The organism is Chitinophaga sp. CF418, assembly GCF_900142925.1.
In the GTDB taxonomy this organism is placed as follows: domain Bacteria; phylum Bacteroidota; class Bacteroidia; order Chitinophagales; family Chitinophagaceae; genus Chitinophaga.
In genome coordinates this window covers 172,515-197,785 of the sequence record NZ_FRCN01000010.1, presented here as the reverse complement: position 1 = coordinate 197,785, position 25,271 = coordinate 172,515, and the positions used below count along the sequence as shown (strand labels likewise).

16 protein-coding genes are annotated in these 25,271 nt (G+C 45.1%); 10 read left to right on the top strand and 6 right to left on the bottom strand.

What is annotated here, in order from left to right; translation table 11 throughout:
- Positions 1-8 precede the first annotated feature (8 nt).
- On the bottom strand, positions 9-2,942 hold the full coding sequence (locus tag F3I09_RS21830; RefSeq protein WP_149697172.1) for a TonB-dependent receptor: 2,934 nt from the start codon (positions 2,940-2,942) through the stop codon (positions 9-11).
- A 192-nt stretch (positions 2,943-3,134) separates the two neighbouring features.
- On the opposite strand from F3I09_RS21830, the gene F3I09_RS21825 reads away from it, so the two are divergent.
- The 7 genes from F3I09_RS21825 to F3I09_RS21795 all read left to right on the top strand — a co-directional run bounded on the left by F3I09_RS21825 (position 3,135) and on the right by F3I09_RS21795 (position 14,246).
- Positions 3,135-7,244 carry a two-component regulator propeller domain-containing protein gene (locus F3I09_RS21825; RefSeq protein WP_223233335.1) on the top strand — a complete coding sequence of 1,370 codons (4,110 nt, stop codon included), beginning with the start codon at positions 3,135-3,137 and terminating at the stop codon, positions 7,242-7,244.
- Between the two features lie 73 nt (positions 7,245-7,317).
- Positions 7,318-9,162 (top strand): glycoside hydrolase family 2 protein, encoded by a 1,845-nt coding sequence (locus F3I09_RS21820; protein WP_149697171.1) that lies wholly within the window; start codon positions 7,318-7,320, stop codon positions 9,160-9,162.
- 35 nt (positions 9,163-9,197) lie between these two features.
- Complete coding sequence (locus F3I09_RS21815) at positions 9,198-10,592, top strand: sialate O-acetylesterase (protein WP_149697170.1); 1,395 nt, start codon at positions 9,198-9,200, stop codon at positions 10,590-10,592.
- A gap of 93 nt (positions 10,593-10,685) precedes the next feature.
- Positions 10,686-11,741 (top strand): hypothetical protein, encoded by a 1,056-nt coding sequence (locus tag F3I09_RS21810; protein WP_149697169.1) that lies wholly within the window; start codon positions 10,686-10,688, stop codon positions 11,739-11,741.
- Positions 11,742-11,901: 160 nt separating this feature from the next.
- Positions 11,902-12,297, top strand: a complete 396-nt coding sequence (locus F3I09_RS21805) for a DUF4259 domain-containing protein (protein WP_149697168.1) — start codon at positions 11,902-11,904, stop codon at positions 12,295-12,297.
- 223 nt (positions 12,298-12,520) lie between these two features.
- Positions 12,521-14,047: a hypothetical protein gene (locus tag F3I09_RS21800; RefSeq protein WP_149697167.1), complete on the top strand. Its 1,527-nt coding sequence runs from the start codon at positions 12,521-12,523 to the stop codon at positions 14,045-14,047.
- Position 14,048: 1 nt separating this feature from the next.
- The gene (locus F3I09_RS21795; protein WP_149697166.1) at positions 14,049-14,246 is read left to right on the top strand and encodes a hypothetical protein; all 198 of its coding nucleotides are present in this window, start codon (positions 14,049-14,051) and stop codon (positions 14,244-14,246) included.
- 805 nt (positions 14,247-15,051) lie between these two features.
- Here the strand turns inward: F3I09_RS21795 and F3I09_RS21790 are convergent.
- From F3I09_RS21790 to F3I09_RS21780, 3 genes are all read right to left on the bottom strand, one after another.
- Entirely contained in the window at positions 15,052-16,356 is a 1,305-nt protein-coding gene (locus tag F3I09_RS21790; protein ID WP_149697165.1) for an alkaline phosphatase family protein, read from the bottom strand.
- 105 nt (positions 16,357-16,461) lie between these two features.
- Positions 16,462-17,031 (bottom strand): Crp/Fnr family transcriptional regulator, encoded by a 570-nt coding sequence (locus tag F3I09_RS21785; RefSeq protein WP_149697164.1) that lies wholly within the window; start codon positions 17,029-17,031, stop codon positions 16,462-16,464.
- Between the two features lie 22 nt (positions 17,032-17,053).
- Positions 17,054-17,278 carry a DUF2798 domain-containing protein gene (locus F3I09_RS21780; RefSeq protein ID WP_149697163.1) on the bottom strand — a complete coding sequence of 75 codons (225 nt, stop codon included), beginning with the start codon at positions 17,276-17,278 and terminating at the stop codon, positions 17,054-17,056.
- Positions 17,279-17,401: 123 nt separating this feature from the next.
- On the opposite strand from F3I09_RS21780, the gene F3I09_RS21775 reads away from it, so the two are divergent.
- The 3 genes from F3I09_RS21775 to F3I09_RS21765 all read left to right on the top strand — a co-directional run bounded on the left by F3I09_RS21775 (position 17,402) and on the right by F3I09_RS21765 (position 19,836).
- Positions 17,402-18,100: an LA_2272 family surface repeat-containing protein gene (locus tag F3I09_RS21775; protein ID WP_149697162.1), complete on the top strand. Its 699-nt coding sequence runs from the start codon at positions 17,402-17,404 to the stop codon at positions 18,098-18,100.
- Positions 18,101-18,217: 117 nt separating this feature from the next.
- Positions 18,218-18,586 carry a hypothetical protein gene (locus F3I09_RS21770; protein ID WP_149697161.1) on the top strand — a complete coding sequence of 123 codons (369 nt, stop codon included), beginning with the start codon at positions 18,218-18,220 and terminating at the stop codon, positions 18,584-18,586.
- Positions 18,583-19,836 (top strand): hypothetical protein, encoded by a 1,254-nt coding sequence (locus tag F3I09_RS21765; protein ID WP_149697160.1) that lies wholly within the window; start codon positions 18,583-18,585, stop codon positions 19,834-19,836. The genes F3I09_RS21770 and F3I09_RS21765 overlap by 4 nt, the downstream gene beginning before the upstream one ends.
- Positions 19,837-19,903: 67 nt before the next feature.
- Here F3I09_RS21765 and F3I09_RS21760 read toward each other — a convergent pair whose 3' ends face one another.
- Both F3I09_RS21760 and F3I09_RS21755 read right to left on the bottom strand, forming a co-directional pair.
- Positions 19,904-21,685 carry a RagB/SusD family nutrient uptake outer membrane protein gene (locus tag F3I09_RS21760; RefSeq protein ID WP_149697159.1) on the bottom strand — a complete coding sequence of 594 codons (1,782 nt, stop codon included), beginning with the start codon at positions 21,683-21,685 and terminating at the stop codon, positions 19,904-19,906.
- A 23-nt stretch (positions 21,686-21,708) separates the two neighbouring features.
- Positions 21,709-24,894: a TonB-dependent receptor gene (locus F3I09_RS21755; RefSeq protein WP_149697158.1), complete on the bottom strand. Its 3,186-nt coding sequence runs from the start codon at positions 24,892-24,894 to the stop codon at positions 21,709-21,711.
- Between the last annotated feature and the right edge of the window lie 377 nt (positions 24,895-25,271).

The window sequence follows — 25,271 nt, the reverse complement described above, 5'->3', positions numbered from 1 at the left end:
TTCATCAGTTAGTAAGCGATGTTGATCCCCAGGGAATAAATACGTGGCTTCGGATAGGGATTGTTGTCAATACCGTTGAATATCTCCGGATCCAGACCACTGTACTTTGTGATCACAAATACATTCTGTACGATGGCATTCACGCGCAGTGTGGCTGTATTACGGAGGATCTTGCCGAAGTTGTATCCTAGTGAGAGGTTATCCATTCTCAGGAAAGAAGCATTCTCCACATAGTAGTCAGAAGAATACTGGCTGTTATTAAATCCTGTGTTCAGGTAATCAGCATTCACATTGCCGATGTAGCCCATGGATGTTCTGACGCTGTTGTACGCACCACCTGCCGATCTGATGTTGTTATACACATAGTTGCCGATGTTGCTACGCACTACAAAGGAGAGATCCCAGTTGAGATAATTGAACTGTGATGTAAAGCCCATGGTTAACCTGGGATTGGGCGATTTATATCTGTAGAACATGTTGCTTCCTTCACGGGGCTTTTCATATACACCTTCCACAGGTCTGCCATTGGGATCATAGACCTGTTTATATACATAAAAGGTCTGAGGCGCATATCCGACAGTATTGATCTGGACAGTATTGCCGGTACCACCGGAGATGCCGCCAGTCAGTATACCCTCAGAGCTCGAATCTGATACATTGGAGAGCTTCAGGATCTTATTCTGGTTATAGCTGATGTTAAATCCTGCTTTCCAGCCGAACTTTTGTTTTTCAACGATGGCGGCATTGATGGCCAGTTCCACACCTTTACTTTCAATGTTACCCACATTCGTCAGCACGTGGTTACTGAGGTTGGCGCCGGCAGCAGTAGGAATATCCGCCAGCAGATCCTTTGTTTTCTTATAATAGAAATCCAGGGTACCGCTGATCCTGTTGTTCAGGAATCCGTAATCAAGACCGGCGTTCCAGGCTGCAGTCTGTTCCCATTTGATATTAGGGTCATAAGCTTCTGCACGGTAGGTGAAATAGGAGCCGTTCCCGAAAGGATATTGCACGTTATTGGCGCCCCGTGTATAGATGGGCAGAAAGGGATAGGCAAGGCCTATGTCCTGGTTGCCGGTCACACCATAACCCACACGTACCTTCAGGTCAGAGAAGGTATTGACATCTTTCAGGAAGCCCTCTTCTTTGATCCTCCAGGCCAGGGCCACAGAGGAGAAGTCGCCCCAGTGATTGTTGGCTGCGAAACGGGAGGAACCATCGCGGCGGATAGAGGCCGTTAAGAGATAGCGGCCCATCAGGGTATAGTTGGCACGGGCGAAGAAGGAGATCAGCGTATTACGGCTGGAATCTGCCACCGGGATGTTGATCACATCGCCCTGGGCATTCCGTACGGGGTAAGCCGGGCTACCCCGGAAGAAGTCCTGGTAGGAATAACCTGCAGTAACATCCAGTTTGCTGGCAATGCCCTTCAGGTCTTTTGCATACGTCAGGTAGAGGTCGAGCAGCTTGTCTTTTCTTCTCTGGGAATACTGGGTCATAGACCCACCCCTCTGGTAAGACTGGGCTGCATACGCAGGCACAAAGCCATTACCTGCTGTTTTGGAAACGTCATAACCGGCGTTGGCCGTCGCTGTAAGCGCCGGGAAGAAAGGCAGTTTATAATCCACTTTGATGCTACCGATGCTCCTGTATACATCACTCAGACTGGAGTTGAGCATCAGTAGTCCAAGCGGGTTTTTGGTGGCCAGTTCGATAGGAGTACCGGTAGCCGCATTCAGCCACTCCCAGAAGTTGCCATATTTATTGCTGGCGTATACTGGCTGGGTAGGATCGAACCCAATGGCCGCTCCAATAGCTCCTTCGTTGGCAAATCTCGTCTTCTGGTATACCCCTTTTACGTTGATCGTTACTTTCAGGCTGTTATTGAAGAAAGAAGGGGATAAGTTCAGGCTTGCCGAAGTTCTTTTGATATTGCTGGTTTTTAGGATACCATCCTGGTAGGTATGACCTACAGACAGGCGGTAAGGCAGTTTTTTGATGCCTCCTGAGATACCCAGGTTATAGTCGCCGCCAAAAGCCTTCTGGAATATCTGGTCCTGCCAGTCGGTATTGGCAACCCCTACCAGCGCTTTTTCATCATCGTTACCTTTCTCTGCAATGAGGCGGCGGTACTGATCGCCGTCCAGTACATCTATCTCGTCCCTTCTTACAGATTCAGACAGTACAGTGTTGAACGTCACTTTCAGCCGGCCGGCAGCACCGCTTTTGGTGGTAATGATGATGACGCCGTTGGAGGCACGGTTCCCATAGATGGCGGTGGCCGAAGCGTCTTTTAATATATTGAAGGACTCAATATCATTCGGATTTACAAGGCTGAGGGGATTGGCCACGCCGGAAACGCCTTCGCCGGTCAGCGGTACCCCATCCACTACGATCAGCGGATTGTTACTGGCGTTGAGGGAGGTACCTCCCCGTATCCTGATGGTACCACCAGCGCCGGGGGCTCCTCCGTTGGAGGTAATGACCACCCCTGCCACCTTGCCCGTTACCAGTTGATCGGGGGTGGTAATGGCTCCCTGCTGGAAATCTTTCGAGCTGACAGTGGCTATTGATCCCGTCAGGTCTTTCTGGGAACGGGTGCCGTAACCAATCACCACCACATCATTGAGGGTGGAGACGGATTCCTGGAGGATCACATGCATGGGCTGTGTGCCAGGCACCCTGACCTCCTGTCTTTTAAAACCCACAAAGGTGATCACAAGGGTATCACCTGTCTGTGCTTTGATGGTAAAATTACCTGCCGAATCGGCAATAGCTACAGTATTAGCCTTTTTCACTGTAATGGTAGCACCGGGGACCGGTTCGCCCGAGGATGTCTTCAGCGTTCCTTTGACAGGTTGCTGGGCATAGGCGGACAATCCCGTTAGCATGACAACAATTAGAGACAGTATACCGTGGAGTACCCGTTTTTTCATTTTCATCGTGGCATTTTTTATTTTGGCTGTATTTTAGCTTGCAAAGTAAGGGGGGCCTTGTCGCAGGTTGTTATTCTATCGTTCATTTTTTTGGTTCTATTGATCAAATTTGCCACTGTGTTGATATTCCACGCCTTATCCCGCGTTTTTTTATGTGTTTACGGTTGTTGCCGGAGGCGTCTCGCCATGCTATTGGGTATGCTGCTCCTGCTACCTGCAGAGGGTGTATTTTCCCAGACGCCGGTTTTACATTTCCGGCACCTGACCAATGAACAGGGATTATCCAATAGTACGGTGGAAACCATTTTTCAGGACAGCAAGGGCTTCATGTGGTTTGGGACCAGGGACGGACTGAATAAATATGACGGGTACCAGATCGTTGTGTACCGGTACAACTCCCGGGACAGCAACAGCATCAGCGATAACTATATTAAATATATCTACGAAGACCATCAGCATCACCTCTGGATAGGCACCCAGAATGGTCTGAGCCGGTTTGAACCTGGTCTGAACCGTTTTACACGGTTTATGCACCGGGCAGACAGCAGAAGTCTTGGGCATAACCAGGTGACCTGTATTTATGAGGATAAGCAGGGCCGCCTCTGGATCAGTACTTACGGTGGTGGGCTGGACCTGTTCGACCGCTCCACAGGGACCTTTACCCACTTCCGTCACCGGCCTGGGTACGCACAGGATATTCCGGACAACCGGGTGAACTATCTCTGTGAGGATGCACAGGGGCGTTTCTGGGTAGCTACAGAGGGAGGCCTGGCCCTCTTTGACCGCGACAGGAAAAGTTTCCGTACCATTCAGCTGCCCTATACCGGTGACAGTGATCCACAGGCGGTCAGGATCGTGAAGTATGACACCCAGGGAGGTTTATGGCTGGGAACAGAAGAAAAAGGACTGCTTTATTATAACCCGGCTAATGGCAGGTTTATTACTTATGAGCATCAGGAGAAGGATGCTTCCAGTTTATCCACTAACCAGATCAGAGCCGTATTATCTGATAGCAAGGGCAAGCTCTGGGCCGGCGGTGTGAACGGTGGATTGAGTCTTTTTAATGCGGAGAATGGCTCCTTTTTCCATTACCAGAATGAACCGGAATACCCCAGGAGTTTATCACAACGGACGGTATCAGCGCTTTTTGAAGACAAACAGGGCATCCTGTGGATAGGCACTCACCGGGGAGGTATCAATATATATGTACCGGGCGCTGAAAAGTTCCGGCTTTATCAGCAGCAGATAAAAGAGAACAGCCTGAGTTACAACGACGTAAAAGCGTTCTGTGAAGACCGGCAGGGCCGGATATGGATAGGTACCGATGGTGGAGGTTTGAACCTTTTTGACCGTAAGCAGCAGCATTTCCGTCATTACCAGTACGACCCCTTTAATAAAAGGACACTTGGCTCAGGAGAGGTGCTCGGTATTACGGAAGACAAACAAGGCGATCTCTGGATAGGGACCTGGGGAGGGGGCCTGAACTTATACCATGCCGCAGACGAAAGTTTTACACGGTTCCTGAATGATCCTGCAGATCCCCACAGCATTAGTTCCAACTATGTGCAGAAGATACTGGAAGACAGCCGGGGGAATCTCTGGGTGGCTACCTACTATGGAGGGGTGAATATGTACGACCGCAAGGCGGGGCATTTTATCCGCTTTACCGGTACCGGCGGCAACAGTCTGTCCGGGAAAAACGCCGTCTCCATGATAGAAGACCGTAAAGGCCGGATATGGATAGGCACCGACGATGGAGGTTTAAACTGTTATGATCCATCCAGCGGCAAGATTGGGCATTATTTTACCACCGGTGAGAAAAAACCGGACCTGCGCGTGTTGTTCACAGATGCTAAAGGACGTTTGTGGGCAGGGCAGTCAGGGCTTTACCTGTTTGATGAAACGAAGAACAGCTTTTCCCTGTATACAACAGCCGCTGGTTTGAGTACGGCCTTTATCAAGGGAATGACAGAAGATAAAGCCGGTAATTTCTGGATCTCTACTTCGAATGGTATTGTACGTTTTCATCCCGGCCAGCATCAATATAAGACCTACAATACAGGCGACGGATTGCAGGGCCTTGAGTTCGAGGCGAACGCCTATCTGCAGACCCGGGACGGTGAGATGTACTTCGGCGGCATTAACGGCTTCAATGCCTTTTATCCGCAGGAGATAGGGGCCAATTCATTTACGCCCCCGGTGTATATTACTGATCTGCAGGTTTCTAATCAGCGGATGCTGCCAGGCATGAAGGGCGCTCCTTTGCAGCAGGACATCAGCCTGACTGACCGTGTAAAGTTTAATTACAAACAATCTTCTTTTTCATTCGGATTTGCCGCGCTGGATTACACAGCGCCGGAGAATAACCAATATGCCTATAAGCTGGATGGCTGGGACAAGAGCTGGAACTATGTGGGAAATGAGAGAAAAGCTGCCTACACCAATCTCGATCCCGGTACCTACGTTTTCCATGTAAAGGCATCCAACAGCGATGGTGTGTGGAATGAGCAGGGAACAGCTATTACGATCGTTATTCAGCCTCCGTTCTGGAGAACCTGGTGGTTTATGTTGCTGTTGTCAGGCATCATCGTGTATGCTGTCTATCGCATGCTGGCATTCCGGCGTGCAAGGGAGCTGAAAGAGATCAGCGAACGGAAACGCGAAGAGGTACACCAGTTAAAACTTCAGTTCTTCACTAATATATCCCATGAATTCCGTACACCGCTGACCTTGATTCTTGGTCCGCTGGAAAAGATGATCAGGGACTCGCAGAACGCTGCACAGCAGCACTCATTCAAACTGATGCAGAAAAACGCTTATCGCCTGCTTGACCTTGTAAATGAAGTGATGGATTTCAGAAAAGTGGAGTCGGGCGTATTGCAGTTAAAAGTGATGCCTGCTAATCCGGTATTGTTCCTGGAAGAGATCTCGGAAGAGTTCAGAGAATGGTCAGCTGATAAACAGGTGCGCTTTACAGTGAATATTGTTGCCGCTCCTGAAGAGGCCTGGTTTGATAACCAGGTGCTGGAGAAGATCATCTACAACCTGTTGAGCAATGCATTTAAATATACTCCCTCAGGAGGAGCAATAACACTGGAGATGCGCAATTCGCTGGAGGGTGTTAAACCAGCGTACCCGCATGAACTGATATTGCAGAACGACTACAAAGCCAGTGAATATCTTCATATCAGGGTAGTTGATAATGGTATTGGTATATCGAAAGAATCAATAGAACATCTGTTTGAAAGATATTTCAGGGTAAATGAAAACCATCTTGGATCGGGCATTGGGCTTGCGTTTGTGAAAAGCCTCACGTTCCTGCATAAAGGCGGTATACGTGTGTACAGTGAACGTAAGCAGGGTACTGAGATTATCATCTCCATTCCATTCCACAAATCGGATTATTCAGAGGAAGAACGATGGATGGGAGATCCTGCGAAGACAGCAAAACAGCTGGAAAGCCTTGTATCCAACCAGCGTTATACGATAGCCGCACCGGTAACTGAGCCTCATGACGGTACTGTCAATCATGCGCCGGCAAATAGTCAGCAGGCTACTGTCTTAATTGTAGATGATAACAGTGAGCTGAGAGAATTTCTGAAATCAGCATTGCTGGCGGAATACAGGGTAATAGAAGCATCCGATGGCCAGATGGGATTTGAGAAAGCAAAGGTGGAAATGCCGGATATTATCATCAGTGATGTGATGATGCCTGTATTGGATGGTATTGCGTTTTGTAAGCTGGTGAAGGAAAACCTGGAGACAAGTCATATTCCTTTTATGATGCTGACAGCAAAGACAGCATTGTCGTCTAACATAGAAGGAGCGGCCTCCGGCGCAGACTTTTATTTTGGTAAACCGCTTAGTATAGAGCTGTTGCTGATCACGATAAGAAATACACTGGAACAGCGGCGTAAATCAAAAGAACGGTTCCTGAAGGATTATTTTTATGAAGCGAAAGAGCTGGTGAATTCTTCCAAAGATAAAGAGTTTATGGATGAGCTACTGAGCCAGATAGATCATCATTTAATGGACCCTGATTTTGATATAAGCCTGCTGTGCAGTAGCATGGGCATGAGCAAGACAAATTTATATCAGAAGATTAAACAGCTGACGGGACAATCTACCGGCGATTTCGTACGTACTATACGGTTAAAGAAAGCTGCTTATATCATGTCCCACGAAGATGTGCCATTGTCTGAAGTCATACTCAGGATAGGGATTCAGACACAATCTTATTTCACGAAGGCGTTCAAGAAAGAGTTTGGAAAAACGCCGACACAGTTTTTGCAGGAACTAAAACAATAGGAAACCACTATAGATTTCACGAAACATTGAGTAAATTCAAGTTCTAACAACCGAACGTTAATAATCGAAAAACATGAAGAAATTATTATCCTGTTTTGTTGTGTCCCTCGGCATCGCATCTGCTGCAAACGCCCAGGGAACGCAATGGCACGTTATCAAAGACAGAATTGTAACCCAATGGGCTGACAAAGTTGACCCGAAAGCCCCACTGCCAGAATATCCACGTCCGCTACTGGTCAGAAGTAATAACTGGATAAATTTAAATGGTCTCTGGAGTTACGCTATTACGCCGAAATCGCAGGCGGAACCTGCTGTTTATGAAGGTAACATCCTGGTGCCTTTTGCGGTAGAATCTGCTTTATCAGGGGTAGGGCGCACCGTTGGAAAAGATAGTTTGCTGTGGTATAAGAATACCATCAGCATTCCTTCTTCCATGAAGAATAAAGATATCCTGTTACACTTTGGTGCTGTAGATTGGCAGACAGAAGTGTTTGTGAACGGGAAGAGTGCCGGTAAACATGAAGGTGGCTATGATCCGTTTTCAATCAACATCACGCCATATCTTAAGAAAGGTGCAAAACAGGAAATAACTGTACGTGTATGGGACCCTACTGATGATGGTCCGCAGCCAGCTGGTAAACAGGTGGTTAAACCTGAAGGTATCTGGTATACACCCGTGACCGGTATATGGCAGACTGTATGGCTGGAAGCAGTTTCTAAAGCATATATCAAGTCAACAAAAAATACACCTGATATCGATAAACACACGATCTCAGTGGCTGCAGATGTAGAGAACCTGCAGGATGGCGATAACCTGAAAATTGAAGTGCTGGACGGCGCTACAGTTGTTGCACGGCAGCAGGTAGGTGCTAAGGAAACTGCGGTACTTACAGTTAACAATGAGAAATTGTGGTCGCCTTCCACTCCGTTCCTGTACGATCTGAAAGTGACACTGGTCCGTAATAATAAACCGGTAGACGAAATAAAAAGTTATTTCGCCATGCGCAAAATATCTATGGCGCCTGATGCCAATGGTATACAGCGTATGCTGCTGAACAATAAATTCCTTTTCCAGTATGGTCCGCTGGACCAGGGCTGGTGGCCTGATGGTTTATATACACCGCCTACTTATGAAGCAATGGTGTATGACATTGACCAGCTGAAAAAGATGGGCTTTAATATGATCCGTAAACACATCAAGGTGGAACCTGCTACCTATTATGCATATTGCGATAAGGCAGGTATGCTGCTGTGGCAGGATATGCCGAGTGGGGATAGAGGCAATGGATGGGAGAACCGACCTGGAATACTGGATCATGCTACTGACAAAGACCGTACGCCGGAATCAGAAGGGTATTACCGTAAAGAATGGAATGCGATCATAGATGCCCTGTATAACTACCCGAGCATTGTAGTATGGATACCATTCAACGAGGCCTGGGGACAATTCAAGACAGCTGAGATCACGGAATGGACGATGAAGAAAGATCCGTCAAGGCTGGTGAATAGTGCCAGTGGTGGTAACTTTTATCCTACAGGACATATCATCGACCTGCATAACTATCCTCATCCTGCCATGCCTAGACCAGACCTCTTTGGCCAGAAGCAGATCCTGGTGTTGGGAGAATTCGGCGGACTGGGATTGCCGCTGGAAGGCCATACCTGGCAGAAAAATAAAAACTGGGGATACCAGTCTTTCAAAACATCTGAGGAAATGTTCAAAAAGTACCAGACCTTCACTGAGAGGATCGCCCAGCTGATTCCTTTAGGTTTATCAGCGGCCGTGTATACACAAACAACAGACGTTGAAGGAGAGGTGAATGGGTTTATGACGTATGATCGTCAGGTAGATAAAATGCCTGTTGACAAACTGTACGAGGCAAATGTGAAATTGTATGATCCCGCACTGGTGAAATAAATTAGTTATAACTGATAATTACATAAACGTTCATCATGTTAAAGAACTTTTTAACTGCTTTTTTTATACTTGGAACATCTGTAGCTGCTGATGCTACCGTTGTTCCCAACAGCCTTTTTTCGGATCATATGATCTTACAGAAAGGCGTGGCTGTACCAGTATGGGGACATGCTAATGATGGAGAGAAGGTGACTGTCCGCTTTAACGGGCAGGAAGTGTCGACCGTCGCAAAGGGTGGAAAATGGATGGTAAAGCTGGCGCCGTTGCCTTACATTACTACTCCGAAGGAGATGACGATAATGGGAGAGAACAAGGTGTCCATTAAAGATATTCTTGTTGGTGAAGTATGGTTGTGCAGTGGTCAGTCCAACATGGAAAGACAACTGGGACCAAGGCCTCCGCAGCAGCCTATTACCGACTGGGAGAAAGAAAGGGATGCCGCGAATTTCCCGATGATCAGGGAGTACTATGTTCCCCTGAAATATGCGCCAGAGAAGGTAGAGGACGTACATGAGAAATGGACGGTTTGCTCGCCGAAGACAGTGTCTGATTTTTCTGCAGTAGGTTATTTCTTTGCCAGGGATCTGTATAAACGGATCAATGTTCCGATAGGTATTATTTTCTCCGCTTTCGGAGGTACTCCGGCAGAAGACTGGACCAGTAAAGCTGCTTTGGAAGGCAACCCTGAATTGACGGAGCTGGTGAAGAATTATGATAAGGTCGTTGAAGGCTACAGGCCGCCGGGAAAATTAATGAACGGACTCTATAACGGTATGATCTATCCGCTTATTCCTTATGCTATTAAAGGTGTTGCCTGGTATCAGGGAGAGGCGAATAATGGGAATCCTAAGCAATACCAGGTGATTCTGCCCAATATGATCCGCAACTGGAGAACAGACTTTGGACAGGGCGATTTCCCTTTCCTGATCGTGCAGATAGCGCCTTATAAGGACATGACGCCGGAGATCAGGGAAGCACAGCTGAAAGTAACGCAGAAAGTGAAAAACACGGCACTGATTGTAACGACAGACTGTGGTGACGCCAATGATATTCATCCATCCCGTAAGCAACCCGTTGGTGCACGACTGGCGCTGGCAGCAAGTGGGCTGGTGTATCACCGGAAGATCGAATATTCCGGTCCGGCATTAAAAACGTACCGTGTTAATAAAGATAGTGCTACGCTGACTTTTGATCATACAGCAAAAGGTCTTCATGCAGGTAACGGAAAATTGTCTGGTTTTACAATAGCTGGCGGGGATAAGAAGTTTGTACCTGCTGTTGCAGTGATCAGGGGAGACAAGGTGATCGTAAGCAGTCCGGCAGTATCTAAGCCAGTGGCTGTACGATATGGCTGGGCGAATGTACCCGAATGCAACTTGTACAATTCGGCCGACCTGCCGGCCTCGCCTTTCAGAACAGATGTGGAATAACATATCTCAAAAGCACTGACGAAAGTCGGTGCTTTTTTTGTGCACCAATGATAGAATTTACCTATTTTCATCTTCCAATAAAATCTATACCAAATGCGTCTTTCCAAAGAGGTTTACCGCGATGATCACTCAAGTAATACAAAGCAGATATTCTATAACGACAAGAAACAGATAACCGGGATACTGGAAACTGGAAAGAATGATACGGCGGAACATGGTCTTTTGAGTGTCTATGAATATACGGGAGAGAACTATCGCGTAGTGAAGTATGGGCATGAAACAAAAAGCTACACTGCCTTTAAGACCAAGGGGCATGCAATACTGGGAGCAAGTGACTGGCATACTGTTGATGAGGCATTTTCTACCCGTGAGTATAAATTTGAAAACGGATTACTGGTAGCGGATCATTATCATAACATCCACCATGGTACGAAGGAGTCTTTGAATTACACTTATCAGAATGGGTTAAAGGTATCGGAAACAAGAATAAGGGAAGATGGTACAGTACTGAAAACAAACTACACCTATCAGAACGGTATTTTGCAGTCACAACTTCTTCTCAGCAACGGCCAGTTTTCCGAACAGATCATTTATGTATATGGGAATAATCAGGCGTTATTGGAAGAGCAAAGATTTAACAAGCATAAAGAAACACAGTATTTAGCCTCAGAAAAGAAATTCTTCTATAACGCTAAGAAAGAGGTTGAGAAAACCGAATATTACGGTAGATATGACGGGAAAATGGTGCTGTATAGAACAGAAGAAGCTATCCGCCAGGGAAATGTGCTGACTAAAAAAGAGGCGTCTTTTTCGGGCATTGAGCAGGTAATCGGTTACTATGATCTGGCAGCACTACATGATACGTTGAAAGAGAGAAGTATGGAGTGGGCTGTCCCAATGTATGATAAAAAGTATGCGGAGAAACCCGTGTTTGATGCCCAAAGCTGCACCATTGAAAAATATGATGACAGAGAAAATGTAACCGAGCTTAAGCTGGTAGATCCTCATACCAGGGAGACATATTGGACTACGTTTTTTCGTAATGAATACAATGATAAATCGCAGCTGGAGTTCACTATTTGTTATAGAATAGTGGATGGAGGGAAGATGGAGGAGAGCAGTATTAAGAAGTTTTATTATGCGGATTGAACCGGTCCTGTTTTTTTATCTTAAAATGGAATAATCAACAATGATGACTGACAAGGATATCCCGGCAACTTTACAGCCCCTTATCAGCATTTAGCGCGAGCAATAGAGATGCTACAAAAAAGGGAAGTGATCGTTTAAAAATTGAATAATAATAGGTCATATGGGAACATGGGCAGTCGGAAGTTTTGGAAATGATTCAGCCGGAGATTGGGTAATGGATTTAATGGAAAATCCAACTTTTGAATTCATCAGGGAAACATTGGAGGAATCAATTGAAAATCCCAATGATGGTATGTCAAATGAAAATGCCATTGCAGCAGCAGAAACTATTTGCATTTTAAATGGGGTTATACCCAGTGACTATGAAGAAGTAAGGCATAACCTTGAGCCTGCAATTGCTAAATTGAAAGAGCGGTCTATACCTGCTGATCTGAAAGCGTTAGCATTGACGGCTATTGAAATAATTGAAAAAGACTCTGAAATAAAAGAGTTATGGGAAGGTGATGAAGAATGGACTGCCGAAATCAGGGAATTAAAACGGCGATTAACAGCATGATATGTCATTGTAGATGCTTTCTCTAATACCTTTTTTTGTTTTTTGGCTCAAGTGCAAATAACCTTTAATTATCCACATCGATTATCCACTCCTTTTTGTAAATAAACTTACCAGAGTATTGCATTAAAACAAGTAGTCTAAATTATAACTGGGGAAATTTGCTAAATTGCGCGCCGCATTCAACTATTTTTTACTGTTAACAGCCAAAACAAGCTTCAATTTTATGAGCATCACCACCATTATTTGTGCCTTACCTGAAATCCGCCATCAGTTAATTCAGCTTATCAGGGATGAGTTTTCAGTTTCCCAACAGATTGCCGAAAAGGTATACGACCGAAGACTGGGTCAGCATTTCCAGAGGTTTCAACCTGATATCCATTTTGTAATTGAATATCCTTATGTAGATAGGGTTTACCGGGATAGTTATTATTCATACTTTTCTACAAAAATGGGTGCGTACAAAAAGGATTGCATCAAGTTGTCTTTTTTTTGTGGAGAAGTAAGAGCAGACCAATTCAGGGATGAATCTCAGATTTTAGATTTAAGAAACAGGTACTTAGGGTTTATGATATTAAGGCCCACAATACCTAATGTTATTGGCAGAAGTGTGATTTCGCCTTCTGCATTATTGAAACACGATTTTCTATGTGTAATGAGTAAATTTCAGTCAACGGTATGTTCTGTCAAGTTTGAAGTAACCGGTTTCCCTCATTCCTCGCAGGATGCAGAAACCATTACGTGTGCAGAGACATCTATTTGGGCTATCATGGAGTATTTCGCATCGAAATATCCGGAATACAAACCCGCTCTCCCATCAGTCATTATTAATGCCTTAAAAAGCCGTTCCAATTTTCGGCAGATACCATCAGAAGGACTCAATGTAGATCAGATGGGATATGCCTTGCGGGAATTTGGATTTGGAACCAAGATTTATTCCAAAGACGAATTTGGTGATGGATTCAAAAATTTAATATCTACATATGTTGAAAGTGGGTTACCCCTGATAGCTACTGTATCGAATACCCATAATGGAGGAGAAGTGGGCCATGCAGTGTTATTAGTAGGTCACAATAATACGACCGATGTTAATATTGATAAGCTACAGGTAAGGAGTGAACAGGACGTTAAACTAAACGCACTTTTAAAAAGCAGAAATATTCAGATAATCGATAATGACGATATCGAAAGAGATTTTGTCATAGTAGATGATAATCGACCGGTTTATCAGCTTGCCCCATTAGATCAACCAGTACAACATTATCAAAACCCTGTCTGGGCCAACTGTGAGATAGTTCATTTTTTAGTTCCATTGTATCCGAAAATCTATTTGGATGCATCTTTAGCGAAGAAATATATCAAAACTCTTTTGTTAGAGAATCAATTTAATATTCCTATGGGAACAGAGATCTTTATCAGAATTTTCTTGACTTCCAGTCGTTCTTATAAAGATTACTTATCGCAAGATCGGAGTTTTCATCCTGATTTCAGGGACTTTATTTTGGATGCTCCAATGTCAAAGTTCGTCTGGGTCGGAGAAATTTCGTCCAGGAAGTTAATCAAACAGAAGAAGGCAAAGGGGGTAATAATAATCGATGCTACGGAGCCTAACTTAACTAAATATGATGCTTTAATAGTTAGTGCTTATGAGGATTACTTTTTCTATTGTGATGATGTTAGTAATGAATTAATCAAGAATTCATTACCTTTGGGGGAATTTAACATATATACGAACAATCTAAAAGGCTTCTGATATGGCAACTAAAATTAATAGAAGGGAGGAGATTATAGCCAGACTATTTGCAGAAGGAAAAGCAGAAATAATGGATTCTCCAGAGGCAATTGCTACAAGAGAATCAATTGATGAATATATGGAGTCTGTAAAAAGAGAATACCAACAAAAAGCTCATGCCTCACAAATAGAAGCATCTCGATTTGTAGTAACGGCGTAAACTGATTTTTACATTTTATTAAAAAGGCTGCCAATTAAATGGCGGCCTTTTTAAGTTTTAATATTATGAGATCATTTTCCTGTAAGTAATTTCTGCTTCGCGTGGACCTAATACCCCAACAGCTGGCGAGACAACCAGCCTCCAGACCTTTAGCCACGCTTTGATCCTTACTACTCCAGAATTTTCCCAGACTTGGTGTGTACTTTCCTGCCTTCGGCAAATGAGTAGGGTGGAAGATATGCCCGAAAAATCAAATGACTGCTTAGATCCTGTTTCCTATTTCCGAAGAATAGTAACCCTCCCGGATTAAATTTGATGAGATATATGCAGCGAAATAAACGCATGCTATATCGAGAATTTTCTTCTGTAATTCCGCTTAGTAGCACAGGTGCTGTTAAGCAACTGTCTCAGTAACGAAATACAATGTTTATTCAGACGCGCTGATGACGCGGATTTTTCCAGGCGATACCGGGCAAACATAAATGAAAGCGGTGAATGTTTACCGGTTTTACCTCGCTGATCACGTTACAAAAATAAGTAGAAAACCGATGCGGGAATTACGCATTTTTGACTTCTTATGATGCGATTTAATAAATTGATTTAAAATGAATTAAGTTTATGATCTGATATTAAGGACCGGATAAAGACAGTCTGGCCTTTTCTTGGCAATTCTTCGGTAAAGTCTCGCTTAAACTTCGTTTCTCCTATGTCTATCTTACGTTCATCTTAGGTCTTTGAACGTAGGATGAACGTAAGTTGGACATAGGAGAAACGAAGCTTGAGCGAAGCTAAAACGAAACTTGTCTTACTTCGTCAACAAACCAGCCGGTATTTTACCCTCTGCTGTAGGCATTGACAGTCCCAATATTTTTGCCAGCGCCGGTGCAATATCACGCAAGTTCATTTCCGGAATTACACCCCCTTCTTTTACGCCGGGACCGCAAGCCACAAAACCGGTACGTATTTCCCGGAAGTCAGGAAAATAACCATGTGAGCCACCATGACCAGGCTTTACTGCCTCACCTGTCATTGCATTCCCGAATGAAGCACCGTTTTCACCGCTGAGAGCGAGTGCTACTTCCGGATTACCGCCTATTTTATCAAGTTGTTTGCGGTCGATGATCCTGAATAACTTTTTCTCTTCAGCAGGCAGGTTGGCAAGGATGTCTTTTACCTGAATCAGTGTCTTGCTGTCATTTTTGTCTTTCAGGTATAAATAGCTGGAACCACCTACAGAATAGAACTGCGCTTTCCAGTCATCTTTCTTTACATCGGTGATCAGTCCCGCTTTTACCAGCCATATATTGGGATTAACGTTCGTTTTTACATCCAGGAAGCCATGATCTCCGGTAACGATCAGCACTGTTTTTTCCCAGATGCCGGCAGTTTTAAGCGCGTCGATGATAATGCCGACACTGCTGTCTGCATCCGTTACTGCTGCTTTTACCAAATCTCCCTGGCGGCCCTGTTCGTGCTGATAGTGGTCCACAGAGAAGAAGTGTATGGTCATCAGGTTGGGTTGATCTTTCCTGATAACATATGATGCGATGCCGGCGATGTTATGATCTTTTCCATATTCGATATGGGCCGCATTATTGAAGATATCTTTCTTCAGATCAGCAATAAAGCCCTCAGGCTTTGAGTATTTCTCCCGCACAGCTTCTCCCATGCCACCAATGTCGGGGATGTTGTACATTACCGGTGCATCCGCAGATACTGGCCAGAGAAGCGCCGCTACTTTCAGTCCTTTCTGTTGCGCAACCTTCCAGATGGTAGGTACTTTGATAGCGGTATCATTCCAGTAGTTTTTGTCGGCAGGTCCGTTGGGATTAAACATATTATTGTAATAAACCCCATGTTTCACCGGCCATACACCTGTTACGATGGTAGTATGTGAAGGATAGGTCATAGAAGGGAATACGCTGTTTACTCCTTTCGCATAAACGCCCTTTTTAGCCATTTCCTGCAGGTGAACGGCATGCCATGAGGTATCCATATAAAAATCCGGACGGAAGCCGTCTATGGTGATTAAGACAACATGTTGCGCCTGTTGGGCGAATGCCCCGGTTCCCAGTAACGATAAAATAAAAAGAACAATTCCCTTTTTCATAATGCATGTATCTTATGAGTGTGCTATAGGTTATATATCCGCATAAAGATATTTTGCAGGATACTCAGCAGGTGTTAATTCTTTATTAAGATTGATGGCTGGTCTTCAAACCCTGGATTTCAACCGGCTTAGTGTTTCCTGTGAAATATTAAGATAGGAAGCCACCATTTTATTCGGCAGTCTTTTTACAATGACGGGATTTTGGTCGAGTAACTGACGATAACGCTCTACAGCTTCTAAAGTGATAAACGACATCAAACGCCTGGTATTATTGACATAAGCGCCTTCTAAATAGCTGCGGTAAAACTTTTCCCACTGTGGTATAATGTCCAGTAAATGATAGAAATCCCTGTGACTGATGTAGAACATTTCTGTAGCCTCAACTGCCTGAATAAATTCTTCAGAAGGCTCAGCTGTAATAAAGCTCATTAACGCTGTAGCAAACATGTTTTCGAAAGCAAAATAACGGGTAGCATCCTGACCGTCTTCAGTAATGAAGTATATCCTCAAACAACCCTTGCCAACGAAATAAGATCGTTGGCTGGTTTGTCCCTGTGTTAACAGGAGCTCATTTTTCTTTGCTTTCAACGGCGTGAAATAAGAGAGAATAGTAGTTAGTTCCTCTTCACTGACCTTGATCTGTTCTTTGATGTAGTTAGCCAGTTGTTCGTGCATGCTATCGTATTTCCCACGCAAATTACGATTTTACGGTTACCCTTTCAGCTAATTTGCGTGCATTGGGAATAATGACAAAGGCCGCTACATAAGCAACAGGAACCATAATACTCCAGGCTTTCAGGAATTTGATGAACCAGTCTTCGCCAAAACCATAATTGCGGATCAGTCCCACAAATGCCATGATCAGGGTCATGGGAATTACTACAAAGAGTGTGTTGATGTACTTGAAATGTTTCTGTTTCATTGTTGTTGTTTTAAAATTATAACGCTGCAAAGTTGCATGAGCCTTGAGGGTTAAAATTTGATCTAAGTCAAAGAATTTGATTTTCCGGTCAAAAGGGCTAAGTTTGATAATAAACCTATAACTATGATCAGAGCCACTCTTTTGGCCCTTCTTTTTACAATGCTGCTCCCTATCCTGGCATTCGCTGAAACTGATTCATTACCAGCAAAATATCTTAGCCTTGGCTCAAAAAGAGCCGGTTTCTGTTTTGGTAATTCACCTGTTTTTACTGGTTTCAGGTTTAATGGGCTGAACAAAAATGTCAGGCGACTAAATGGGTTCGATCTGGCGCTGGTTAACCTGGACCAAAAGGGTGCGTCTAACGGTATTTCGCTTGCTGTCGGCGCTAATACACAGCATAAAAATAATGGTCTTGCAGCTGGCGGACTTGTGAATGCCATAGACCATGAAAATGGAATAATGCTGGGACTTCTGTATAACGTAGGCGATAGACTCAATGGGATGGGGGCAAGTGTGTTTTTTGCATGCGATACGGTGAATGGATTAGCAATAGGAGTGGGAGGAGTGGGGCGAAGGGGTATGGATTCATTGGGCGCGATCAACGGTGTTGCCATAGCTTTTGCTGGGACGATAACCGGAACAATGAATGGATTAGCCGTTTCTTTGGAAAATGTTTCCGATAAGCACAGGGGGCTTGCTGTTGGTGTTTATAATAATACAAAACGATTAAAAGGGATACAAATCGGATTATACAACATAGCGCTCAATAATCCGAAAGGATTAAGACGCTTGCCATTGATCAATATGCATTTTGGAAAGTAACTACAGTTTAACCCCCAATGAAAAATACAAACTAGTTGGTATTTTTCATCCAGCTCAAATCTGCCACCTTTGAATAAGTAACTGCTTTAGTTACCTGAACCCATAAACCCCAAAACTATGGCAGAGCAAACTACGCTTGATACCCTTTATCTGGTGGGTGATACTGATAAAAATGTTTCACTGGAAATTATTATTGGCGATGTAGGACAGACCGCCAGCAGCCTGATTGCAATTGATCAGGAAGAACCTAAAGATCACGAAGGCTCCCTGTCAGAAACTCCTATAGGGACTAACAGAGAGTTAAGTAACAAGGTCTTATTCATCACTACGACTATCACTGATACTTCTGAGTTATCAAATTTTACGGAGATGATCATCCGGTTAAGAGGAGGACTTGTTTTTCGTGAGTTCCATTTATCCAAGACAGTTGAAGAAGATCATCAGTCTGTTCCTTATGCATGTCGAATTAAATTCCTGAATGTATGATCCTGAAAAAAATATTCCTCGTTCTCTGCGCTGGTATGGCAGTAGCGCACAGTTACGCACAGGAAAATGAAGGTACAACACTGGACCTGTTGAAGGCACCCAGTTCACCTGCTTCTAATCTTCTCGGTTTTGCTACCACTGATGTGGATAAACCTACCGACATTTCTTCACTGATGATGTCACTGCAGTCGGCAAGTGGTTCGTTTATGAAACTGCCCTCCAGTTATGCGATCGATCTGGCACCGTATTTCCTGTTAAACAAGGTCGGTGGTTCTACAACAGACCTCAACTCCAAAAAATATGGTGATGTGTTCAGACAAACCTTTGTTCTTTCGGTTGCGATCAGGAATCCGGATTCTACTGCCGGTGATTTTGTTTCCTCCAGCACCTATGCAGGAATTGGTTTTAAGTTCTCACTCAAACGGCCGAAATATAATGCTAAAACGGAAGCAGTATTGGATAAAATTCATGACTTGCAGCAAAAAATGAATAAGAGAAATCTGACGCTTCTCAGGGAGTTAGAGAAAGACTCGGAATTAATTGTGTTAAGGAATAAACTGGAGGAATTGGCAAAGGATGCAGCTCGAACAGGCCATCTTGAAAGGCTGAATGATACTAGCAGTGAGTTTCACAAGACGGAAGAAAAGATACTGCAAAAGAGGAGGGAAAAAGATGCTGCTGATTCAGCTAACAACAAGGAGACTGAAACTGCTGAGTCAAAGCAAGCCATTGCTGACGATTTGCAAAGGGCTGCCGCATCTTTCGATGGCGCCCGTAGTGGCTTATCCTGGGAGCTGGCCGGAGGAATAAGCGGCGAATTCTTAAACAAGCAATTCAACAGTTCCCGTATGCACAATGCCGGTATCTGGACAACCTTAGGTTACACGGGAAAGCAAGGGCTTGCTATATTGGGACTGGTCCGCTTTCTTCATAACCCGGAAAAGATCTTCGCAAAAGACAACGAGTTGAACAAAATGGGGAGTATTTCTACGCTCGATGGAGGCGCCAGAGGTGTCTATTCCCCGAATGGCGGACGGTTCAACTGCAGCGTTGAAGCTGTTTATCGCAGTGTATTATCTTCCAATACCATCGATCCTTCCTGGAGATTGATATTCAACGCAGATTATTCTATCTTCAGGAACCAGAAACTAACCTTTTCCTTCGGAAGAAATTTCGACGGTGTTATCACAAAAGATGGTAACCTGGTAGCCGCGCTTACACTTATTGCCGGCCTTGGAAATAAACGGTAATGTTGTTTTATATAGAACAAAAAAGGGGGGCGTGTCATAATTAATTTGACGCGCCCTCCTTTTTATGCTAATATCCGGGATTCTGCGTAATCCGCGGATTGCGGTCTATCACATCCTGTGGAATAGGGTTCAGATACATCTTTGGAAGGAATACATGCGGATGGTTCAATGGTACTGCTTCATATTGCCACACCCCGCTGTTATTCTCCGGAACACTGTTCGTGATCTTCATCCCATGCCGGTCGTGGATCAGTACTTGTTCTGCTGTTTTCCAGCGGATGAGGTCATAGAAGCGTTTGTTCTCAAAACATAATTCCACCCGTCGCTCCTGGCGAATGGCTGTACGCATCTCATCCTGACTGAGTGATACTGTTAAGGCAGGAAGACCACCTCTTGCACGCACCTGGTTTATTGCCTCATATACGCTTGCATCCGGTCCCACAGCTTCGTTCTGCGCCTCCGCATATCCCAGCAGGATCTCCGTATAACGGTAATAAATGAAGTTTGCGCCACTGATGGTGCCACCGCCGGGTCGTACTAATGGATTCAGTCTTTTCTTGAAATAATAGCCTGTATTGCTTACATCATCCGTTCCGAAGTCTATTTGGTTTTTCGATGGACGTACCTTGTCGATACGGGTATAAATAGTATCCTGTTTATCCATCCAGGTCATTTTGTAAGGCGCACCATCATATACGATCCATTGATAGAACCTGGGTTCTCTTCCAACATAAGGATGCTGAGGATCATAACCTGATGTGGGATCTTCGATACGCTTCCCATTGGCCATCCGGAACTGGTCTACCAGCTCCTGCGTAGGATTGTAATTCCCCCAGGTATAATAAGCGCCATTGATCCACACCGGGCCACCGTATTGTTCAAAGGATGATCCCATGGTAACGGCTACTACCTGCCTGTCCCACAACACTTCACTGTTGTATTCATTGGCCTCATACCACAACGCTGACAGGTCGGAAAACAACCCATATGGATGCCCATTGCCATATTGATCAATAAATTGTTTGAGCGTAGCCGCAGCAACAGCCCATCTGTTAGCATCAAACTGACCATAGCCTGCTACATGGTGCGGATCTGCGCCTACTGCCGGTTGTGCTGCATTGTATGCAGGACTGGCTGCATATAGTTGTATCCAGCCTTTTAAGGCTAATGCAGCACCTAATGTGGCATGACCTGCATCAGCATCCCCGTGATTGTATTTAGGGGCCAGATTGGCATTGCGCACCACGGTGTCAAGATCACTGACGATGAAATCTGCCGTCTCTGCAAATGTGCTGCGGGGATAATATAGCTGGCTGCTATCGCCATTGTTACGGTCAGGTACACCGGTGATAATTGGAAGTCCGCCCAGGTGCATCCAGAGCTCACTGTAAAAGAAAGCCCGCAGGAATCTCACTTCGTCCAGGCGCTTCTTCCTCCATGTTTCAGAGAAATTTTGAGAATAGACCTGCACCTTCGCAATGAAGGTATTGCATTTCCTGACGGCTGTAAAAATAGCGGGCCAGTTGGTAAGATCTCCCGATCCTGTAATGCCACCCCATACCGTATAGTCTGTGCCTGCCGGAGATACAATGCCTTGTTTCCAGTTATAGGAGGTGTAGTAGAAACCAGCATCATTATCATCGGTGAAATTATCCAGGTTCTCCGGTTGATTCCAGTAATTGGGCAGATCGCCATAGATATCGTTGAGAAAGATATCGGCATTGCCTTCCGACGACCACTGCATTTCGTCTGTTAGTTGTGTTTTGTCCGTATTCTCCAGGAAATCTTTGGTACAGGAGAAAAGGGGCAGCAATATGATGAGCAGCATGCAATATATTATACGTTTCATAGTAAGTCCTGTTAAAGCGTGATCTAAAAAGTTACATTCAATCCCATTACATACACTTTCTGATTAGGATAAGCGACTTCGCCATCAGTATAGCCTACTTCAGGGTCCATGAAATTTAATTTGCTGACGGTGAATACGTTTTGTCCTGATACATATACACGCACTGTCTGCATCTTCCAGCGCTGTGTTAATTGTGATGGCAGCGTATACCCCAGCGCTGCTGTTTTCAGGCGGAGTAATGAGGTGCTTGCCATCCAGAAATCGGAGGTCTGTGTATTGTTGGCGTAAGGAGACTGATTGGCCCTTGGATACTTCGCATCCTGGTGATCGGGCGTCCAGCGGTGGTTGTAATATTCGTACGCAGAATTACTATTGTTGTTATTGAAAGGAATGGTCTGGAAGCCTGATATATTAAAGCTCGACATAGCAGAACCCTGGAAAAATAAGCTAAGGTCCAGACCTTTCCAGGAAGCTGTTGGCGTGAAACCATATGTGATCAATGGATAGGTTGGATAGCCGGTATGAATCTCATCATTGGCATCGATCTTCCCATCCGGTTTGCCATCGGGACCACTGAGGTCAGCATACTTAATATCTCCCGGATGCAGATTGCCGAACTGTATAACGTTATAACCATCCGCAGGATTAATGACCCCATCATTATTTTTATCGTCAGCAGTACTGAATAGCCCTAATGCATGATAGCCGAAAGGAGTGCCTAATGCCCTGCCTGTGCGGCTCCTGTTAGGATTATTGTGCGTAGCGGAAGTCTCGAAGATCTGCAGCATTTTATTACGGGCATAGCTGAAGTTACCACTGATGCCTACGCGGAGTCCATTGGCAAACTGATGATTGGTGCCGGCAGTGATTTCTATGCCATGGTTTTGCATAATGCCTTCGTTTTCGTCGGAAAGACTGAGTCCGTATTCGATAGGTATGGTGACAGCAGGAGGAAGCAGCATACCTGTCCTTCTTTCGCGGAAATAATCTATTTCAAGGTCCAGCAAGCCATTCCATAAGGATGCTTCAAAACCGATATCAGTTTTGGTAGATATTTCCCAGGTGATGTTCCTGTTGGCTTCACGGGGTACGAAAGATCCCTGCACCATGGTACCATTGCCCCAGGCATAAGCATTGCCATACAATGAATAGCCCTGTAAATACTGGAAGGAGGTGCCCGCCAGGTTCCCTGATTTACCCCATGATCCTCTCAGCTTGAGATAGTTAATAAACGGCAACCTATGCATGAAGTTTTCGCCGGATACTACCCATCCCAGAGATACGGCCGGGAAATATCCCCAGCGTTTGCCCGGCGCAAAGTAGTAGTGGCCATCATAACGACCGGATGCTTCCACCAGGTATTTATTGTCATAACTGTATCCCACGCGGTATACAAACCCGATCTGACTGCCCGTGGAAGAAGAGCCGCTGTTGTCAAAATCGTTCTTATTAGAGCTGCCCATACTCAATTCATCGATGCCCACGCCAAAGTTGTTCCTGCGGGCAGAAAAGGCGCTGGAATCGCTGTCGCGCGCTTCGGCTACCACCAGGCCGGTGATATCATGTTTACCGAATGTGCGCTTGTAATTAAGGTAGCCCTGGTAGGTGTAGGTCCGCTGCTGTGCATATTCCTGGTTCAGCCAGGTATAGGAGGCCGCATTACCCTCGGAAGTGGAAACCTGCCTGGTGTAGGTATAGGGCGTTGTAGAAAGGTTCTGGGAGTAGAAATAGAATGGTGTATGCCATCCCTTGCGGGTAGTCTGCATGGGGTCAAAACTGAAACTTCCTTTGATACTTAAGCCGGGTATAAAGGGCAATTCCTGGTTCACTGCAATGGTCGACAGCATGGTGCTCTTATTGTCCCGCTGATACCCGGCCTTCAGGATACCGATAGGAGAGTTGCCCGCAAACTCGCCCCACAAGCCATTGCTGTAACGCATGTTGGCGATAGGGATGAATTTGTAGCCACTGCGGAAAAGTATATTAACAGTGGTGGCAGCATCTACGGAACGGGTCTGTTGGAAAGCACCCAGCAGCGATACATTCACTGTAGTGGTTTTGGTAGCCTGTATATCCAGGTTGACTGCATAGTCGTACCGTTGATATTTAACCGGGTCGAACATACCCGCCTGATTCAGATAACCTAGTGAAACGAAATATTTCATTGAAGGCGAGCCACCGCTTAGCTGCAAGGTGTAATTCTGCATAGGGGCATGCATACGTACAAGATCTTTGGTATTGCTGATAGGATATCTGTCAGGATCTTTCGCATTGAGCTCCGCGTACTGATCTATCAGGGTCTGGGCATAAGGTAGCTGTGTACCTGTAGGATTCTCGTTCAGATAGGCCTCATTGTGCAGGCGCATATAATCCTGTGCATTCAGCATCTCAGGATAATAGGTGGGCGTCTGTACGCCGTAATAGGCGTTGAGCGATAACTGGGGCTGGCCGACTAATCCTTTCTTTGTAGTGATGAGCAGCACCCCGTTGGCGCCGCCTAAGCCATAAGGCGCTACAGCAGCAGCATCTTTCAGCACTGTCACAGATGCGATGGAGCTGGCGGGTATTTCATTGATATTATTGCGGATAATGCCATCCACTACTATGAGTGCTCCGTTATTGCCCGTAGTGGCAATACCCCGGATATGAATGTCAGGATTATCAGCTCCCGGCCGGCCGCCATTCGGGCGCATGCTGACACCGGCTACTCTTCCTGCCAGTGAGTTGGAGATATTGGGTACGGTCGATTTGGCCAGTTCTTTACCACCTACTGATGATATGGCAGCGGTAGAAGACACTTTTTTCTGTGTGCCATACCCGATCACCAGCACTTCATTCAATCCGGCGGCACTTTCGGTCAGCGTGATTTCCAAAGTGCTACGCGCTCCCAGTGCAATTTCCTGCGACTGATATCCCATATAGCTGATTTCCAGGATGGTCTTACCCGGTTCCGGTACCTGCAGTTGGAATGTACCGTCTTCTTTGGATGCCGTGCCGCTTGTGCCGCCTTTTATTTTAATCGTTACGCCGGCAAGGAATTCTCCTTTTGTGTTTCTGATAATGCCTTTTAATGTGGCTGCCTGCTGAAAAGAACAGGTAACAGTTGTATACCAGGCATAGGCCGGTATCCGGTTGCAGATCAGTAATATAAGCAACAGGAGTGAGGACAGGCCCTTGCATAGAGGAGCCCCCCATTTGTTTGGTTTCATATGTTTTTCATTAAACGATGGAAGAATACATACCGGCGCCCTGAGTGTACCCGGGATGTTTTTTCAGGTCAGGAAGTGTACCAATAGGGCTTTTCCTGCATAACATGGAATTTGTAGTGTAGCATTACTTCAGGTCATAACAATGTTTTCTTTGGTTGATGAACGATAATAAAATAAACTGGAATTCAATATCCGGTAGGTTGTTTACGCATACAGAATATATTGGGTCATAGCTTATCTCGTGGGTTATTTTCCTTGCCGGGTCACTGATATCTTTAACGGGTAAACCGGATATAATAGTGTCAAAATAACAATATAAAATTTAATAAAAAAAATTGATAAAGGCATCCTACACTGTCTGCGTTTTACAGTATAAG

Coding starts and splice junctions, on each gene's coding strand:
- F3I09_RS21830 (WP_149697172.1), bottom strand. CDS start 2,942: ATGAAAATGAAAAAACGGGTACTCCACGGTATACTGTCTCTAATTGTT.
- F3I09_RS21825 (WP_223233335.1), top strand. CDS start 3,135: ATGCTGCTCCTGCTACCTGCAGAGGGTGTATTTTCCCAGACGCCGGTT.
- F3I09_RS21820 (WP_149697171.1), top strand. CDS start 7,318: ATGAAGAAATTATTATCCTGTTTTGTTGTGTCCCTCGGCATCGCATCT.
- F3I09_RS21815 (WP_149697170.1), top strand. CDS start 9,198: ATGTTAAAGAACTTTTTAACTGCTTTTTTTATACTTGGAACATCTGTA.
- F3I09_RS21810 (WP_149697169.1), top strand. CDS start 10,686: ATGCGTCTTTCCAAAGAGGTTTACCGCGATGATCACTCAAGTAATACA.
- F3I09_RS21805 (WP_149697168.1), top strand. CDS start 11,902: ATGGGAACATGGGCAGTCGGAAGTTTTGGAAATGATTCAGCCGGAGAT.
- F3I09_RS21800 (WP_149697167.1), top strand. CDS start 12,521: ATGAGCATCACCACCATTATTTGTGCCTTACCTGAAATCCGCCATCAG.
- F3I09_RS21795 (WP_149697166.1), top strand. CDS start 14,049: ATGGCAACTAAAATTAATAGAAGGGAGGAGATTATAGCCAGACTATTT.
- F3I09_RS21790 (WP_149697165.1), bottom strand. CDS start 16,356: ATGAAAAAGGGAATTGTTCTTTTTATTTTATCGTTACTGGGAACCGGG.
- F3I09_RS21785 (WP_149697164.1), bottom strand. CDS start 17,031: ATGCACGAACAACTGGCTAACTACATCAAAGAACAGATCAAGGTCAGT.
- F3I09_RS21780 (WP_149697163.1), bottom strand. CDS start 17,278: ATGAAACAGAAACATTTCAAGTACATCAACACACTCTTTGTAGTAATT.
- F3I09_RS21775 (WP_149697162.1), top strand. CDS start 17,402: ATGATCAGAGCCACTCTTTTGGCCCTTCTTTTTACAATGCTGCTCCCT.
- F3I09_RS21770 (WP_149697161.1), top strand. CDS start 18,218: ATGGCAGAGCAAACTACGCTTGATACCCTTTATCTGGTGGGTGATACT.
- F3I09_RS21765 (WP_149697160.1), top strand. CDS start 18,583: ATGATCCTGAAAAAAATATTCCTCGTTCTCTGCGCTGGTATGGCAGTA.
- F3I09_RS21760 (WP_149697159.1), bottom strand. CDS start 21,685: ATGAAACGTATAATATATTGCATGCTGCTCATCATATTGCTGCCCCTT.
- F3I09_RS21755 (WP_149697158.1), bottom strand. CDS start 24,894: ATGAAACCAAACAAATGGGGGGCTCCTCTATGCAAGGGCCTGTCCTCA.